We start from the raw sequence: 15,128 nt of genomic DNA on the forward strand, positions 1-15,128 counted from the left end.
GATTAACCTCCGATCTGACGCCAACGACGGCCGTCGCGATGCATCAGCATCAATGCTTCTTCTGGGCCTGAACTGCCCTGATCATAGCGTGCAGGGCGGTCGCCGCGATCTTCCCAGCCCTGAATAATGGGATCGACCCAGGCCCATGCGGCCTCGGCTTCGTCCCCGCGCATGAACAGGGTCTGGTCACCGCGAATGACGTCCATCACCAATCGTTCATAGGCGTCCGGCGCGCTGGCTTCAGCGCCCAGCGCATCAGCAAAGCTCATGTCCAGCGCCACATCGGACAAGCGGAACCCGCCCGGACCGGGGTCCTTGATGGTGGTACGCAATGTAATGCCTTCATCGGGTTGCAGACGGATCACCAGCACGTTGCCATGCAGCGGTCCAACGTTAGGGAAAATCGTATGCGGAGGATCTCGGAAATAGACGGCGATCTCAGATTCCCGTGCCCGCAGGCGTTTGCCGGTACGCAGATAGAACGGCACCCCAGCCCAGCGCCAGTTGCCCAAATGGACCTTGAGGGCAATGAAGCTCTCGGTTCGGCTGGCCGGGTTACCGACATGATCAACGTAACCGCCCGCGCCATCTACGGCGCGATATTGTCCCCGCGCGATGTCTTTCGGGTCCACCGACTCCAATGCTTCTATAACCTTGACCTTTTCGTCGCGGACCGCGTTCGGAGAGAATTTTGAGGGCGGCTCCATCGCCGTCAAGCACAACAGCTGCACAAGATGGTTCTGCACCATGTCCCGCATCGCACCGGACTGGTCGTAATACGCGCCCCGCCCCTCAACCCCAACAGTTTCGGCAACTGTAATCTGCACGTGGTCGACATGCGTGGAATTCCACAGCGGTTCGAACAGAGAATTGGCAAAACGCAGGGCCATCAGGTTTTGCACCGTCTCTTTGCCAAGGTAGTGGTCGATCCGGTAAATCTGATGTTCTTCGAAACACGCGCGCAGTCCTTCGTTCAGCGCTTTGGCCGACGCCAGATCGTGACCAAAGGGCTTTTCCACAACGATACGGCTGTCTGGTGTGGCGATACCATAGTCATGCAACCGTTGTGCGATACCAGAAAACAGGCTGGGGCCAACCGATAGGTAGAAGGCGCGCACCACATCCGGGCGCAGGGATTTGGCCAAATCAGTCCAACCCGCCTCGCCCAACGCGTCAACAGAGACATATTCAACTTGGCTTAAGAACTTATCCAGCACGTCCTTTTTGAATTTCGGTGCAAATTCCTTCATCGAAGCACGGATCTGATTACGAAACGCGTCGCTATCCATGTCCGAGCGGGCCGACCCGATGATCCGGGCGCCTTCGGGCATCTGCCCCACTTCGAACCGGTGATAGAGCCCCGGCAGAATCTTACGCTGCGCCAGGTCGCCAGTCGCACCGAACAGCACCAAGTCAAACGGGTTAACCGGTATTACGCGTGAAACCATTCGTGGCTCCTCCAGTTCTCACCTGAGCCAACATAGCACCACAATTCCGCAGTGCCTGTGGTACAGGCCATGTTATCGCTAACATTTGCCGATTGAATAGGCAATGCAGATGCAGAAAGCAAGCCCGGATTTGGGATATCACCCTTGATTGCGCAGCCATTCCATAACGGCGGGTCGCACAGACTGCTCTCCGCGGTGCCGCGCGTCGGCGATAATCTTGCGCAATGATTTCAGATCAGCCCGCAACAGAACACTTTTAACTGGCCCGATCGACGCAGGGCGCATCGATAGGGTTCGAATACCCATCGCAGCCAGGCATAGCGCCTCGACCGGGCGACCCGCATCCTCACCGCAGAAGGAAAGCGGCGTATTCGATATGTTGCAGCGTTCGACGATCCGTTCGATGAAGCTCAGGAAGCTGACATTCAGCGTGTCATAGCGGCGTCGGACCAGTTCATTCTCGCGGTCGGCGGCAAAGAAGAACTGTTTCAGGTCGTTTCCACCAATCGAGACGAAATCGACCTCGTCAAAGAATTTCTGCGGCGCAAAGGCCAGCGACGGGGTTTCCAACATCGCACCGACCTCAAGGGTTTCGGGCAGGATGTGTCCCAGACGTTTTTCACGTTCGATGGTCTTGTTGACCTCCCACCGGGCCTCGCGGAATTCATCTGCCTGAGCCACGAAGGGGAACATGATGGTCAATGGGCGGCCATCGGCAGCGCGCAACAAAGCCTGCAATTGCATCCGCATTACACCGCGTTTGTCCAATCCCACGCGAATCGCGCGCCAGCCCAATGCCGGGTTCGGCTCGGCCACGTGCTTCATGTAGGGCAGAACCTTGTCTGAACCGATATCCAGCGTACGGAACACCACACGCTTGTCTCCAGCCGCATCCAGAACGCGCTGATACTGAGTTACCAGTTCCGATCGTTTTGGCATCTGGTTTCGCACCAGGAACTGCAGCTCAGTCCGAAACAGGCCAACGCCCTCAGCGCCTGAATTCTCCAGCGAGGGAAGATCGGCCATCAGACCTGCGTTCATCACCAAATTGATCCGCTCGCCATCCCGCGTGACCGTTGGGGTTTCACGGATCGAGGCATAGCGCTCTTGCGCCTTGGCCTGCATCGCGATCTTATCTCGGAAGGCGTTGACCACAGTGTCTTCGGGGCGCAGATGCACCACACCCTGATCGCCATCAAGCAGAATATGGTCTCCGTTCAGCGCCTCGGTTGTAATGCGGCCCACATGCACGATCAGCGGAATGGCCAGTGCACGCGCAACGATAGTGGCATGGCTACCGACCGAGCCTTCCTCGAGCACAATGCCTTTCAGCGACCGGCCATATTCCAACAGATCTCCGGGGCCGATGTTTCGGGCGATCAGGATCGGATCGGGTGGCAAGTCAGTGCCATTGGCGTTGCCCTGCCCTGTTAGAATACGCAGCAGCCGGTTCGAGAGATCGTCCAGATCGGCCAGCCGTTCACGCAGATAGGGGTCTGTTACCTGCCCCATTCGGGCGCGGGCCTGAGATTGCTCTTTCTCGACTGCCGCCTCGGCACTGAGGCCCAGACCAATATCTTCCTCCATCCGCCGCATCCATCCTTTGGAGTTGGCGAACATACGGTAGGCCTCTAGAACCTGTAGTTGTTCTTTGTCGCCGCCCTGCGAGATTTCCAGCATCTTATCGACGCCGACACGCAATTCGTCGACAGCTTCGGTCAGCCGTTCCAGTTCTCGATGCGGGTCTTCGGCGATGGGGTTGGTCACGACAACACGCGGTTCATGGAGCCAGACATGGCCCTCAGCCGCGCCTTCCTGCGCCGGACCGCCCCGCATCAGGACCGATTGCTGGTGCAGCGGCGAAAGGGCCGCGCCCTCGCCCACAAAAGCGCCCAGCTCAGCCATTTCGGCCAAAACCATGGCTACCACTTCCAGCGCATACACCTCGTCTGCAGAAAACTCCCGCGCCTCACGGGACTGTACGACCAATACGCCCAGCTTTTCACCGAGGCGCTGGATGGGAACACCCAAGAAGGACGAGAACCGCTCCTCCCCGGTTTCCGGCATATATCGGAAACCCTTGGCCGACGGGGCATTCGCCGTGTTCACAACCTTGCCGGATTGAGCTACCCGGCCCACCAGCCCCTCGCCCATCCGCATTCGGGTCTTGTGCACCGCTTCTGGTGCCAATCCTTCGGTGGCGCAAAGCTCCAGAGTATCTTCGTCGCGGAACAGATAGATCGAGCAGACCTCGGCCCTGATGCTGTCCGCAATCAGATGCGTGATCCGGTCAAGACGTTCCTGACCGGCGGCCTCGCTCGCCATCTCTTCGCGCAGCCGCCCCAGCAGCTTGCGGGATTCTGTTTCGGTGCCGTCCACCATGGCCCAACCAAATTAGTGTGTCAGGCGAAATCCTTGGCTGAAATGCTCAGGCCGCCTTGTCCAATTCAAACGCATCATGCAGCGCCTGAACAGCAAGTTCCATGTATTTCCTATCAACAAGGACGGAAATTTTAATCTCAGAGGTTGTAATGACCTTGATGTTGATCCCCTCATCCGAGAGCACCTTAAACATTTTGGCCGCAACACCCGACTGCGAGCGCATGCCGATCCCCACGACCGAGACCTTGCAGACATCGTTATCCGCAACCAGTTCGGCGTAATTCAGCTCACCCGCGTCCTTGATCGCAAGCAGCGCTTTTTCCGCGCGGGTCACCTGATCGGTCGGGCACGAGAAGGTCATGTCAGTGCGCCCCTCGTCCGAGATGTTCTGGACGATCATGTCCACATTCACGCCCTCATCGCTGAGCGCGGTAAAGATGATCGACGCGATGCCCGGGCGGTCGGCCACGGAAACGACGGTCATCTTGGCCTCGTCGCGGGAATAGGCCACACCGGCCACAACATTGGATTCCATGATATCCTCCTCATCGCAGACCAGCGTACCGGCCTCGTCGGATTGTTCTTCGAAACTTGAGAGCACGCGCAGCTTTACCTTATACCGCATCGCCAGCTCGACCGAACGGGTTTGCAGCACCTTGGCCCCAAGCGAGGCCAGTTCAAGCATTTCTTCGAACGAAATGCGGTCCAGCTTGCGGGCTTTTTCGCAGATGCGCGGGTCAGTGGTATAGACGCCATCAACATCAGTATAGATGTCGCAACGTTCTGCATCGAACGCGGCCGCAAAGGCCACGGCAGTGGTGTCCGAACCACCCCGGCCCAACGTGGTGATGCGGCCTTCAGGGCTGATGCCCTGGAAGCCTGCGACAACAGCCACCTTCATGCCCTCGTCGAATTTCTGACCGATGTTCTCGGTCGGAATCTCCTCGATCCGGGCCTGGCTGTGTGCGCTGGTAGTCATCAGCGGCACCTGCCAACCTTGCCAACTGCGGGCCGGAATATCCATTTCCTGCAAGGTCAGCGCCATCAGACCAGCGGTCACATTCTCACCCGAGGATACCACTGCGTCATACTCACGCGCATCATACAGCGGAGATGTCTCGTCGACCCAACCCACCAATTCATTTGTCTTTCCGGACATGGCCGAAACGATGACAATTACGTCGTAACCCTTGGCCACTTCAACGCCGATACGTTTGGCCGCGCGGCGGATGCGGTCAAGGTTGGCAACCGATGTGCCACCGAATTTCATTACGAGTACGGGCATGGGGGTGGTCTCTCCGCGCCTTGGAATTCAGATCTCGTGCGTCTTATGCGAGGGGGGCCGTAAGGGCAAGTGTTCAAAACCCTCCCAATTGCGTTATGGGGCCGCTTTACTTCCGTAGGTCAGAGTGTCAGCCTTAGGTGACGCATTTTCCAAGAGGTATTCCATGCTCCGCCTTGCAATCGCAGCTATCCTGCTATCCACCCCTGCCGTCGCGCAGGTCTCCACTCTGGCCGCGACCGATGGCAAAAACGCTCTGGGCACTGTCCCTTGCGCCACGGGTGGTGCGCCTCTGTCCAGCTGTCACGCTGAACTGCGTCACCACGACGATGGTACCACCACTCTGGCCGTGGGTTTGGGCGGCGGTGAGGTGCGCAGCATCTACTTTGCCGACGGAGTCCCCACATCCAGCAGCTCGCCCGCCAAGATCAGCCACGAAACGCGCGGTGATCTGACGGTGATTTTCATAGACCCTGATGAAGTTTACGAAATCCCCACAGCGGCACTGAAGCGTCAGTAGGCGTGGGGAAGACCATCCCAGGTTTCGAAACAACCTGTCGTTTCAAGTGACAACGCATCAAACCGTTCTATCAGGCCCTCGACGGCCTGATCCGTGGTGATTTCGGCCGTGGGTCCGCCCATCTCCGTCAACACCCAGCCGGGGTGATAGATTCCCACCGCAATACCTTCATCGCGCAGATCGGTGGCCAAATTGCGCCCCAGATTCAAAGCCGCAGCCTTTGAGGCACGATAGATATAGCTCCCCCCTGGCGCGCGCGTATGCGACGCCATTTGCGAAGAAAGGATCGCGATCTTGCCTTGCGCAGCGCGCAGATTGGGCAACAAGGCCTGAATAGACAGGAACACACCAGTCACGTTCACGGCAAAACTTTGCGCCCACATGTCAGCGGGATACCCATCGATGTCCTGCTCTTTGTCCAGATAAACTCCGGCGTTACAGATCAGCAGATCGACCGGCTGGTCGCCTAGCTGCACTGCCATATCCGCATGTTGGGCTGGATCGGTGACGTCCAGAACCAGCTCCGCGGTGCCGTCCCGCGCTGTACCAGTCAGAGAATCTCCGCGGGCGCGATAGGCGTCCGCCAATGTCCGGCCAATCCCACGATTGACCCCCGTAATCACAATATGCACGATTTAGTTTGTCTTTCTGCTTAATTTGTCTTTTTGCGTGGAACAAAAGGCAAAGGCGCAACTGGCACCCCATCATCAATCAGGGCTTTTGCCTCTTCCGGCTTTGCCTCGCCATAGATCGCACGCTCAGGCGCATCGCCTAGGTGAATCTTGCGGGCCTCACGAGCGAAATCCTTACCGACATAGTCCGAATTCTCTTCAACATTACGGCGCAATTCCGCAAGGGCCTTTTCAAAGTCTGGAGTCGGCGTGGCTACATCAATTGTTTCGGCTTCCTGCAACTTCGGCTCTACGTGTGGATCGTCTTTGCGGTCGGGGCGTATACGCGGTGCCATGATTGCCTTTTCAACATCCACACCCCCACATACCGCGCATGTCACCATGCCCGAAGATGCCAGTTTGTCGTAAGCCGCGGCCGACTGAAACCAGCTGTCAAATGTATGGCCGTTGCTGCATTTCAATGAGTATTGAATCATGGTCCGTCCAGATGTCGGTTGCCGATTAGTTCCTAAGGGGCATGGCAAGATCAAGCCCCTTGAAAGGCGTCCCAGTGCCTAGCAGGCTCGAGCTTTCGTAACAATAGCGCCAATTCCGGAGAATTGACCAACTGCGTTGCTTTTTTCGGCGTTACCCACTTTCTCTTCCGTTGCCCGCATTCGGGAAAGCGCGACAAAAACGAGGTTGCCAAAAGTGGGAACACGTCCACGACGCATAGCACCGAGCCATCTTTCCGATGCCGCTTTTGGTATTGAAAACGCCCCATGGGCCGTGCGTCGCATTTACCGCGAATACCCGCCTCTTCCCATGCTTCCTGCTGCGCGGTCTCAGAGGGTGTCAAACCTTCGATCAGCCATCCTTTCGGGAAAATCCAACGTCCCGATTTGCGTGTGGTGACCAACAATACCTCGGATCGCCCGTGGTCGAAGCGATAGCACAACGCAGCTGCTTGCTGCCGCACTGGCAGCTGCCGGGCTTTTTTCGAAACATGGGGCGATAGCCGTGCATCGATCATGCAGAGCCGCCTTTCAAATGGAAACCGCGCCTGTTGTTCCGCATTATTTTCGTTTATTTTGCGGAACTTCAGATCATGGATACCATATAAAGCGTCCATCTCCAAGCCTGAGCAGAGATATCACATGCGGGCAATCAATTTACGCACCAGCTCATCGTGGGGAATATCGGCATCAACCGCCAGACGCCGCAGGCCAAAATGTACGCGAGCGATTTGTTGATAATACCGAGTGTAGACGTAGTTCGTACCGCCCCCGGCGATCGCACCCAATACGGGCACGGACTGGGCCGCCAGCTTCTGCCCCAGCACGACGGACAAACGCGGCGCAACTGCAGCAATCAGCCGCTGCATGGCCGGGCCTGTCAACGTCAGGCGCACTGAAAAGAAACCCAGATCGGCGCCGTCATCGTTGGCCAAAGGACCGGCAGCGGACAGAACCCGCACGCAATCGAATTTCACCCCCTCTTCGGACGGATCGAACCCTTCGCGCGCTGCGGCACCCTGTATTGCGCGCAAAAGCATCGCGGTGGTCGCTGGCAACTCCATCAAGGCTGTCGACATACCGCCCAGCCCCCCGGCCGCGCCCATAGCCGTAGCAACGGCTGTGTTCACCCAAGGATGCTGATCCGGAACCGCTCGGCGTGATCCTTCCGCTGCGTGCATTGCAAACCATAGGGCATGCTCCGTCGCGCCTGTCAGGCCCTGCCTGATCGGCTCGGGCAATTGGTCCAGTAAGGATTCCGCGGAACCACCCAAGCTATTGAGCAATTTAACACCCGGCCCTCCGGCAGACCGATAATACGCGGCCAATCGGTCCAATTCGGCCTCGGAATCCAGTTTTTCAACAAGAACCACGTCCTGCATAAATACCCTCCTGCCCATAAGACATCGGAACTTTTGGCCAGTCTTTCAATAGGTCAGCAGGTCCAGCGGGTGACAAGCCCACTCACTCCGTTCCAGACGCCGGGGGACAACTCCAGCCCCAGAACCCGGTCCGGGTTTGTCGGAGGCGGCATTTCGACCCCACTCAGACGGGAAAATCCATACCTCTCATAGTAAGGGGAATCGCCCACCAACATGACCCGTTCCCAGCCACGCGCGCGCCCGGCCTCCAGCCCTTCGTGTATCAGAAATCCACCCAAGCCTTCACCCTGATGGGTGGGGTGCACGGCCACAGGGCCCAGCAGCAGCGCATCGTGGTTTCCCACATGCACTGGCCAAAACCGGATCGCACCGGCCAGAATGCCCTGCCCGTCGCGCGCGACCAGAGAAAGCCCATCAACAGGCGGCACATCATCACGCAAACGATAAGAGGACAGCGCTTCGCGCCCGGGCGCAAAGCACAGATCATAGAGGGCTTCGACCTCCCACCAATCATCCGGCTCTTCCGGCCTGATCCCGAACTGCTGCACTCCGTCCCTCATTTCCTTACTGGCATTCGCCCTAGCACTTCGATACGCCTTGGGCAAACGCTTGGAGATGTGAATGTTCTATCGCCCCGAAGACGGCCACGGCCTGCCGCATAACCCGTTCAATGCCATCATCACCCCGCGTCCAATCGGTTGGATTTCGACCCGTAGTGCAGACGGCATCAATAACCTGGCCCCTTATTCGTTCTTCAACGGCGTGTCTTATTCACCCCCACAGGTAATGTTTGCATCAACCGGTGCCAAACCGGACCAAAGTGGCACAAAGGACAGCGCTGCCAATGTTGAAGCAACCGGAGTGTTTTGCGTTAACGTTGTGGAATACGCCAGCCGCCACGCTATGAATGCAAGTTCTCAGGGGCTGGAAAGTGGCACGGACGAATTTGCCCATGCGGGGCTGACACCGGTCGAATGTGAAACCATCCCCTGTGCGCGGATCGACGGTGCACCTGCCGCGCTGGAATGCAAACTGACCAAAATTGTCACTTTACCGGGAGAGGCGAACCGTGTCGTCTTTGGCGAGGTAACAGGCATTCACTTGCGCGACAATTGCCTCCGCGATGGCATTTTTGATGTGACGACATTCCAACCGCTCGCGCGTCTTGGGTACAGAGATTACCTGACTGTGACCGATTTGTTTTCACTCAGCCGTCCGGACGATTAGTGACGGGTCAGGAGGCGCTGCCCCCGTCGCCCTTTGGGCGCCTCCCCCGGGATATTTTCAGCCAGATGAAGCAAGGGATCCTAAATTCATCTGGCCCAAAATATCTCGGAGCGCGAGGCAGAGCCTCGCAAACTGCTTAGTGGCCGCCCAGAATACCGGTGCGGACCGAATAATCCACGGCCAATTCGTAATCCGGGTCATCGTCGCTGTCGACCATCAGATGCCCGGCCTTGTTCAACAAGGTGTGGCAATCTCGGCTGAGGTGGCGCAGCATGACACGCTTGCCCGCAGCCTCATATTTCGCCGCTATGTTCTCGATGGCCTGAAGCGCGGATTGGTCTACAACACGGCTTTCGGCAAAGTCCACAATCACTGTTTCAGGGTCGTTCGGCACATCGAACAGTTCAACAAATCCTTCAGAAGATCCAAAGAACAGCGGGCCCTGGATCTCATAAACTTTGGCGCCTTTTTCGGTCTCTGACTCGCGTGTAACCGCATGGATGCGCTTAGCGTTGTTCCAGGCATACGCCAGGGCCGAGACGATGACGCCGACCACAACAGCGACCGCAAGGTCCTCCATCACCGTTACAACCGTCACCAACACGATGACGAAAGCGTCCATCAGCGGCACTTTCCGCATGATCCTGAACGAATTCCAGGCGAAGGTGCCGATCACCACCATGAACATCACGCCAACCAGAGCGGCCAGCGGGATTTGCTCGATCAGCGGTGACGCGAACAGGATAAAGGCCAGCAGAAACAGCGCCGCCGCGATGCCTGCAATCCGCGTGCGCCCCCCGGATTTCACATTGATCATCGACTGACCGATCATGGCACAGCCGCCCATACCACCGAAGAAACCGGTGGCCACATTGGCAACGCCCTGCGCGATACATTCTTGCGAGGCCCCGCCACGTTTGCCGGTGATTTCGCCGACAAGGTTCAGCGTGAGCAGGGATTCTATCAGGCCAATTGCAGCCAGAATGACTGCGTAAGGCAGGATGATTTCGAAGGTTTCCCAGTTCAGTGGCACCATCGGGATGTGGAACGGTGGCAGGCCACCCTGGATGGAGGCCAGATCGCCGACGCGTGGCACATCCAACCCAAATCCAATCACCAATGCTGCTACGACCAGAATACCGGCTAGCGGCGCAGGAATGATGCGCGTGATGCGCGGCATGACCCAGATAACCGCCATCGTCAGCGCAACCAGACCCAGCATGGTGTAGAGCTGCAATCCCGAAAGCCACTCACCACCACCAACGCCGTGGCCAGTGTTTTCCATGGTGCCCGGAACCTTGAACTGGCCCAGTTGCGCAAGGAAAATCACGATAGCCAAGCCATTCACAAAACCCAACATTACCGGATGCGGCACCAGACGGATGAACCGCCCCCAATGCATAGCGCCAGCAATCACCTGCAATATTCCCATCAGAACAACTGTCGCGAACAGGTATTCAACCCCGTGCTCAGCCACCAGTGCCACCATCACCACAGCCAGCGCCCCGGTTGCGCCCGAAATCATGCCCGGACGGCCACCGATCAGCGCGGTGATCAAGCCGACCATGAAGGCAGCATAGAGACCGACCAGCGGATGCACACCAGCCACGAAGGCAAAGGCCACAGCTTCGGGCACCAACGCCAGCGCCACGGTCAGACCGGACAGCAGTTCGATCCGCAGGCGAGAGACGGTCAGCCCCTCATCAGGAACCCAACGCAGATCGGGTTTGACGATACGATTGGCAAAGCTTGCCAGCATGGCTCGGGGCATGGGACGGTCCTGTTGGTTTTTTTTGTTCGCGCGAAAGGGGCCTTTTAGCGATCATAGACCGTCTAAGATACCGCGTCAGGTGGGACCCTGCCATGCACCAAGTGCATACCTGCCTGAGAGCCAACACAAACCGTTGAACCCACTTGCCAAATCCTCTGCCGCCCCGCAGACATTGCGCAACGGATTTTCTAACGGAGCGCAGCCATGACCCAAACCAAGATTGCCATCATCGGCGGATCAGGCATTTATGACATTGACGGCCTGCAGAATGCGGAATGGGTCAGCGTAGAAACCCCTTGGGGCGAGCCGTCGGACCAAATTTTGACTGGATCTCTGGGCGGCGTGGGCATGGCGTTCCTGCCACGCCACGGACGCGGCCATGTACATTCGCCGACCGAGGTGCCCTATCGTGCCAATATCGACGCATTGAAACGGCTGGGGGTAACGGATGTGATCTCGGTCTCTGCCTGCGGGTCATTCCGTGAACATATGGCACCGGGAGATTTTGTTATTGTCGATCAGTTCATCGACCGGACTTTCGCACGCGAGAAAAGCTTTTTCGGCACCGGTTGTGTTGCCCATGTTAGCGTTGCCCATCCCACATGCCCCCGCTTGTCGGATGCCTGTGAGACCGCAGGCAAGGCCGCAGGCATAACCATGCACCGCGGCGGCACCTATCTGGCGATGGAGGGGCCTCAGTTCTCTTCCCTGGCTGAATCCAAGATGTACCGCGAACAATGGGGCTGTGACGTGATTGGGATGACCAACATGCCCGAGGCGAAACTCGCCCGCGAGGCCGAGCTTTGTTATGCCTCGATCGCCATGGTCACCGATTACGACAGCTGGCATCCGGACCACGGAGAGGTCGACGTGACCGCCATCATCGCCACCCTGACCGGCAACGCAGAAAAAGGCCGCGCGCTTGTCAAAGGCCTGCCCGACCTGTTGGGGGCCGAGCGTGCTCCTTGTCCTCATGGCTGTGACCGGGCGCTTGAATACGCCATCCTCACTGCGCCCGAAAAACGCGACCCGGCCCTGTTGGCCAAGCTGGATGCAGTCGCTGGTCGGGTTCTTTAATCCGCGCTATTGCGCAAGGGTGTTCTGAACTTCGCCCCACAATCCATGCGACCACAGGTCGTTATGGCCCCCATTTGGGATAACGTGAAGCTGGGCATTGTCTCCTGCCAGTGCGGCCAGTGCCTGACCATGATGCAGCGGAACCGTTTCATCTTCGGCACCGTGAAAGATCAGGATCGGCACCGTGATCTGGTTGATCAGTTCGCGGGTGGCGAACTGGTCTTTCATAAGCGCCGAAACTGGCAGCAACGGATATCGTTCGGCCGCAACATCAACGGTTGCCGTGAACGGAGCCTCAAGAACCAGCAGCTGCGCATCCGGTCGTTGCTCGGCCACGGCCGCAGCAACACCCGTGCCTAGGCTCTGCCCGTGCAGGACAATATCCGCGCCTTCGACATCCAGCCCATCGAAGATCTCAAGCCCATCCGAAATCAGCGCGATTTCTGAGGGTTCACCCCCGCTTCCGGGAAATCCCCGATAACTGGGAGCAAGCAAGCCGAAACCACTGTTAAGGATTTCTCGCAACCGGTCAGCCCGGTCGCCCAGATTGCCGCTTTGACCGTGAAAGAACAGGACCGTCGGAGCGCCTTCAATGGCCGAAGATGCGGACCATGCGGTCAACATAACCCCGTCGGCCATCGGCAACGAGATGACATCGACATCGGCCAGTCCGATCGTTTTCGGATCAGGCAGCGCGCCGGAAGGCTTGTAAAGCAGCGTATCCTGCTTTGCGTACATATACCCAACGATTGCTGCATAAAGCACGACAGCAACAAGAACCAAAAGGACCAGCGCCCTGTTTAGCCGTTCGAGTTTCGACCGTTGGTGCCGGCCTGATGACACCTTGTGTTCCAACGAATGCGCGCGCGTCATTATCCCCTCCGGTCCTGCGGGCTTCACACCGAAGTCGGGGAAGTCGCGCGTACTTTCAAGGCTGAAACACACGCTTTAATGCAAACTTAAATTTCTACAGGCATGGCAATGTCATTGAATCTGGCCCGCCTCCCGTTCTTTCTCGAGGGACGTAAAAGTCTTGACCTCGATGCAGGGCCGGGGCTTGGTAGGGGAAATACACTAACAGGAACCCCCATGCCCATAGACCTTTGGCTGGCCTTCGTGGCCGCTTCAACCGCCTTGCTGCTGATCCCCGGACCGACCGTACTGCTGGTGCTTAGCTATGCCCTGTCGAAAGGGCGCAGCGTGGCCGTCGCGTCGGCCACTGGGGTTGCGGTGGGGGATCTGTTGGCCATGACGGCGTCTCTGTTGGGACTGGGTGCGCTGGTTCTGGCCTCGGCCACGCTGTTTTCGATTCTGAAATGGATTGGCGCGGCCTATTTGGTATGGCTGGGCATCAAATTGTTGCGCAGTGCGCCTTCGGGCGGGCTGGAAACACCGGACACTTTACGGGAAGTTACCACGCACAGCGTTTTTGGTCACGCTGCAGCCGTCACTGCACTGAACCCTAAATCCATCGCATTCTTCATTGCATTCGTGCCGCAATTCCTGCGCCCCGATGGCGCTCTGGGTCCACAATTTTCCATCCTGATCGCAACATTCGTCGGCCTCGCCTGGCTGAACGCATTGGCCTATGCACTGCTCGCGGACCGCCTGCGCCAAATGATCGGACGGTCCGGCGTTGTTACCGCAATGACCCGGTTCGGAGGGCTGACCCTGATCGGAATGGGGGTTGCGACCGCCGCGCTGCGCCGCCCGGCCTGAGGATCAATCCTCGGCGTGTTCCTTCATGAAACCACGGATGAAGCGCCGGATTTCCCGCGCGGCTGAGGTATCCAGTTCCTTGCAAAGTTCGACAAATGCGTCGCGCTCGTCCTTGTCCAGACGCAAAACCAACTGACTGTTTTTCTTGGTAGAACCTTTACCATCTTTCTTTGCCACGTTCTTTTCCCCGTCGAACACTTGATTCTTTTAGCGATGCAATGTATATACACCGCATAGAAATTGTAGTTATCGAGCACCTAACAATAAAAAAGGAATATGGCAATGAACCTTCATGCTGCTCAGGCATTTCTTTTGCGAGACCAGCGCAACTGGCGCAAACCGCATCTGTCGTGGCTGCCTGCCGCGCTCTTTCGGTACAAAAGCCTGCCGAACTCTGTTTCGCAACGTCGCAAGTAAGGCGACGGCAATCTTTCCTTGCAAGGCTGACCCCAATGGGCCAAACACGCCCGCGTGTTTTGACGCCAAAGGGGTTGGCCATGTCCAGAAACAAGTCGGTCAAGGATTACATCCGAACCATCGTTGATTTCCCGCATGAAGGGATCATGTTCCGGGACGTCACCACCCTGTTCGCCGATCCGCGCGGGTTCCGTATGGCGATCGACCAGATGCTGCACCCCTATGCAGGTGAACGGATCGACAAGGTCGTCGGCCTTGAGGCGCGCGGTTTCATCCTCGGCGGCGCGATTGCCCACCAGTTGAGCGTCGGTTTTGTCCCGATCCGCAAAAAGGGCAAGCTACCGGGAACCACGATCAGCCAAGACTACAAACTAGAATATGGCGAGGCCATCGTTGAGATCCACGATGACGCCATCCAACCGGGCGAGAAAATCCTGGTCGTCGATGACCTGTTGGCCACCGGAGGCACCGCCGCCGCCGGGATCAAGCTGATCGAGCGGCTGGGCGGTGAGAATGTCTCGTGTTCCTTCATCATCGACCTGCCGGAACTGGGCGGTCGCAAGGTGCTGGAAGAGATGGGCATGGACGTACATATTCTGTGCGAATTCGAAGGGCTTTAAGCACCCTGTGTTCACAAAATCGTGAGTGGAAACTCAAAGCCAAGCGGGCTTAGCGCGGCACGACGCAATATCAACCCAATCCCACAGACACATTCAGTGATCTTATCGCGAGGGTCTCCCGTATCCGTGATGATGCCGCTTGAGGCATTTCAACAAG

General features: G+C 57.7%; 17 protein-coding genes. 6 read left to right on the forward strand and 11 right to left on the reverse strand.

Annotation, left to right across the window (positions count from 1 at the left end; translation table 11 throughout):
* Positions 1 to 2 precede the first annotated feature (2 nt).
* The 3 genes from zwf to GOW93_RS13205 all read right to left on the reverse strand — a co-directional run bounded on the left by zwf (position 3) and on the right by GOW93_RS13205 (position 5,115).
* Positions 3 to 1,448, reverse strand: a complete 1,446-nt coding sequence (gene zwf / locus GOW93_RS13195; protein WP_170384899.1) for a glucose-6-phosphate dehydrogenase — start codon at positions 1,446 to 1,448, stop codon at positions 3 to 5.
* A gap of 138 nt (positions 1,449 to 1,586) precedes the next feature.
* A complete protein-coding gene (gene ptsP, locus GOW93_RS13200) occupies positions 1,587 to 3,830 on the reverse strand; it encodes a phosphoenolpyruvate--protein phosphotransferase (RefSeq protein WP_170384902.1) in 2,244 nt (747 codons plus the stop codon).
* Positions 3,831 to 3,876: 46 nt separating this feature from the next.
* Positions 3,877 to 5,115, reverse strand: a complete 1,239-nt coding sequence (locus GOW93_RS13205; protein WP_170384904.1) for an aspartate kinase — start codon at positions 5,113 to 5,115, stop codon at positions 3,877 to 3,879.
* A 163-nt stretch (positions 5,116 to 5,278) separates the two neighbouring features.
* On the opposite strand from GOW93_RS13205, the gene GOW93_RS13210 reads away from it, so the two are divergent.
* A complete protein-coding gene (locus tag GOW93_RS13210) occupies positions 5,279 to 5,632 on the forward strand; it encodes a hypothetical protein (protein ID WP_170384907.1) in 354 nt (117 codons plus the stop codon).
* Here GOW93_RS13210 and GOW93_RS13215 read toward each other — a convergent pair.
* The 5 genes from GOW93_RS13215 to GOW93_RS13235 form a co-directional block, all read right to left on the reverse strand.
* Positions 5,626 to 6,264 carry an SDR family NAD(P)-dependent oxidoreductase gene (locus GOW93_RS13215; RefSeq protein ID WP_170384909.1) on the reverse strand — a complete coding sequence of 213 codons (639 nt, stop codon included), beginning with the start codon at positions 6,262 to 6,264 and terminating at the stop codon, positions 5,626 to 5,628. The two genes, GOW93_RS13210 and GOW93_RS13215, sit on opposite strands and share 7 nt — an antisense overlap.
* A gap of 20 nt (positions 6,265 to 6,284) precedes the next feature.
* The gene (locus GOW93_RS13220) at positions 6,285 to 6,740 is read right to left on the reverse strand and encodes a DUF1178 family protein (protein ID WP_170384912.1); all 456 of its coding nucleotides are present in this window, start codon (positions 6,738 to 6,740) and stop codon (positions 6,285 to 6,287) included.
* A 50-nt stretch (positions 6,741 to 6,790) separates the two neighbouring features.
* Positions 6,791 to 7,276 (reverse strand): NUDIX hydrolase, encoded by a 486-nt coding sequence (locus GOW93_RS13225; RefSeq protein ID WP_170384914.1) that lies wholly within the window; start codon positions 7,274 to 7,276, stop codon positions 6,791 to 6,793.
* 120 nt (positions 7,277 to 7,396) lie between these two features.
* Entirely contained in the window at positions 7,397 to 8,140 is a 744-nt protein-coding gene (locus GOW93_RS13230; protein WP_170384917.1) for an EcsC family protein, read from the reverse strand.
* A 53-nt stretch (positions 8,141 to 8,193) separates the two neighbouring features.
* Positions 8,194 to 8,688, reverse strand: coding sequence for a GNAT family N-acetyltransferase (locus GOW93_RS13235; RefSeq protein ID WP_368039674.1), 495 nt, complete (start codon positions 8,686 to 8,688; stop codon positions 8,194 to 8,196).
* Positions 8,689 to 8,761: 73 nt separating this feature from the next.
* Here GOW93_RS13235 and GOW93_RS13240 point away from each other — a divergent pair, with 73 nt between their 5' ends.
* Complete coding sequence (locus GOW93_RS13240) at positions 8,762 to 9,367, forward strand: flavin reductase family protein (protein ID WP_170384922.1); 606 nt, start codon at positions 8,762 to 8,764, stop codon at positions 9,365 to 9,367.
* A 136-nt stretch (positions 9,368 to 9,503) separates the two neighbouring features.
* Here GOW93_RS13240 and GOW93_RS13245 read toward each other — a convergent pair whose 3' ends face one another.
* Entirely contained in the window at positions 9,504 to 11,138 is a 1,635-nt protein-coding gene (locus GOW93_RS13245; RefSeq protein WP_170384925.1) for a SulP family inorganic anion transporter, read from the reverse strand.
* Between the two features lie 204 nt (positions 11,139 to 11,342).
* Here GOW93_RS13245 and GOW93_RS13250 point away from each other — a divergent pair, with 204 nt between their 5' ends.
* Positions 11,343 to 12,215: an S-methyl-5'-thioadenosine phosphorylase gene (locus tag GOW93_RS13250; protein ID WP_170384928.1), complete on the forward strand. Its 873-nt coding sequence runs from the start codon at positions 11,343 to 11,345 to the stop codon at positions 12,213 to 12,215.
* Positions 12,216 to 12,221: 6 nt separating this feature from the next.
* Here the strand turns inward: GOW93_RS13250 and GOW93_RS13255 are convergent, their stop codons facing one another.
* The gene (locus tag GOW93_RS13255) at positions 12,222 to 13,088 is read right to left on the reverse strand and encodes an alpha/beta hydrolase (RefSeq protein ID WP_170384931.1); all 867 of its coding nucleotides are present in this window, start codon (positions 13,086 to 13,088) and stop codon (positions 12,222 to 12,224) included.
* Between the two features lie 216 nt (positions 13,089 to 13,304).
* Here GOW93_RS13255 and GOW93_RS13260 point away from each other — a divergent pair, with 216 nt between their 5' ends.
* Positions 13,305 to 13,934, forward strand: a complete 630-nt coding sequence (locus GOW93_RS13260; RefSeq protein ID WP_170384934.1) for a LysE family translocator — start codon at positions 13,305 to 13,307, stop codon at positions 13,932 to 13,934.
* Positions 13,935 to 13,937: 3 nt separating this feature from the next.
* On the opposite strand, the gene GOW93_RS13265 is transcribed toward GOW93_RS13260, so the two are convergent.
* Positions 13,938 to 14,111, reverse strand: coding sequence for a hypothetical protein (locus tag GOW93_RS13265; protein WP_170384937.1), 174 nt, complete (start codon positions 14,109 to 14,111; stop codon positions 13,938 to 13,940).
* Between the two features lie 105 nt (positions 14,112 to 14,216).
* On the opposite strand from GOW93_RS13265, the gene GOW93_RS20855 reads away from it, so the two are divergent.
* Both GOW93_RS20855 and GOW93_RS13270 read left to right on the forward strand, forming a co-directional pair.
* Complete coding sequence (locus GOW93_RS20855) at positions 14,217 to 14,351, forward strand: hypothetical protein (RefSeq protein ID WP_302477010.1); 135 nt, start codon at positions 14,217 to 14,219, stop codon at positions 14,349 to 14,351.
* Positions 14,352 to 14,431: 80 nt separating this feature from the next.
* Complete coding sequence (locus GOW93_RS13270; RefSeq protein WP_170384940.1) at positions 14,432 to 14,971, forward strand: adenine phosphoribosyltransferase; 540 nt, start codon at positions 14,432 to 14,434, stop codon at positions 14,969 to 14,971.
* The last annotated feature ends 157 nt before the right edge of the window (positions 14,972 to 15,128 follow it).

This window comes from Ruegeria atlantica (assembly GCF_013032455.1).
GTDB lineage: Bacteria > Pseudomonadota > Alphaproteobacteria > Rhodobacterales > Rhodobacteraceae > Ruegeria > Ruegeria atlantica_B.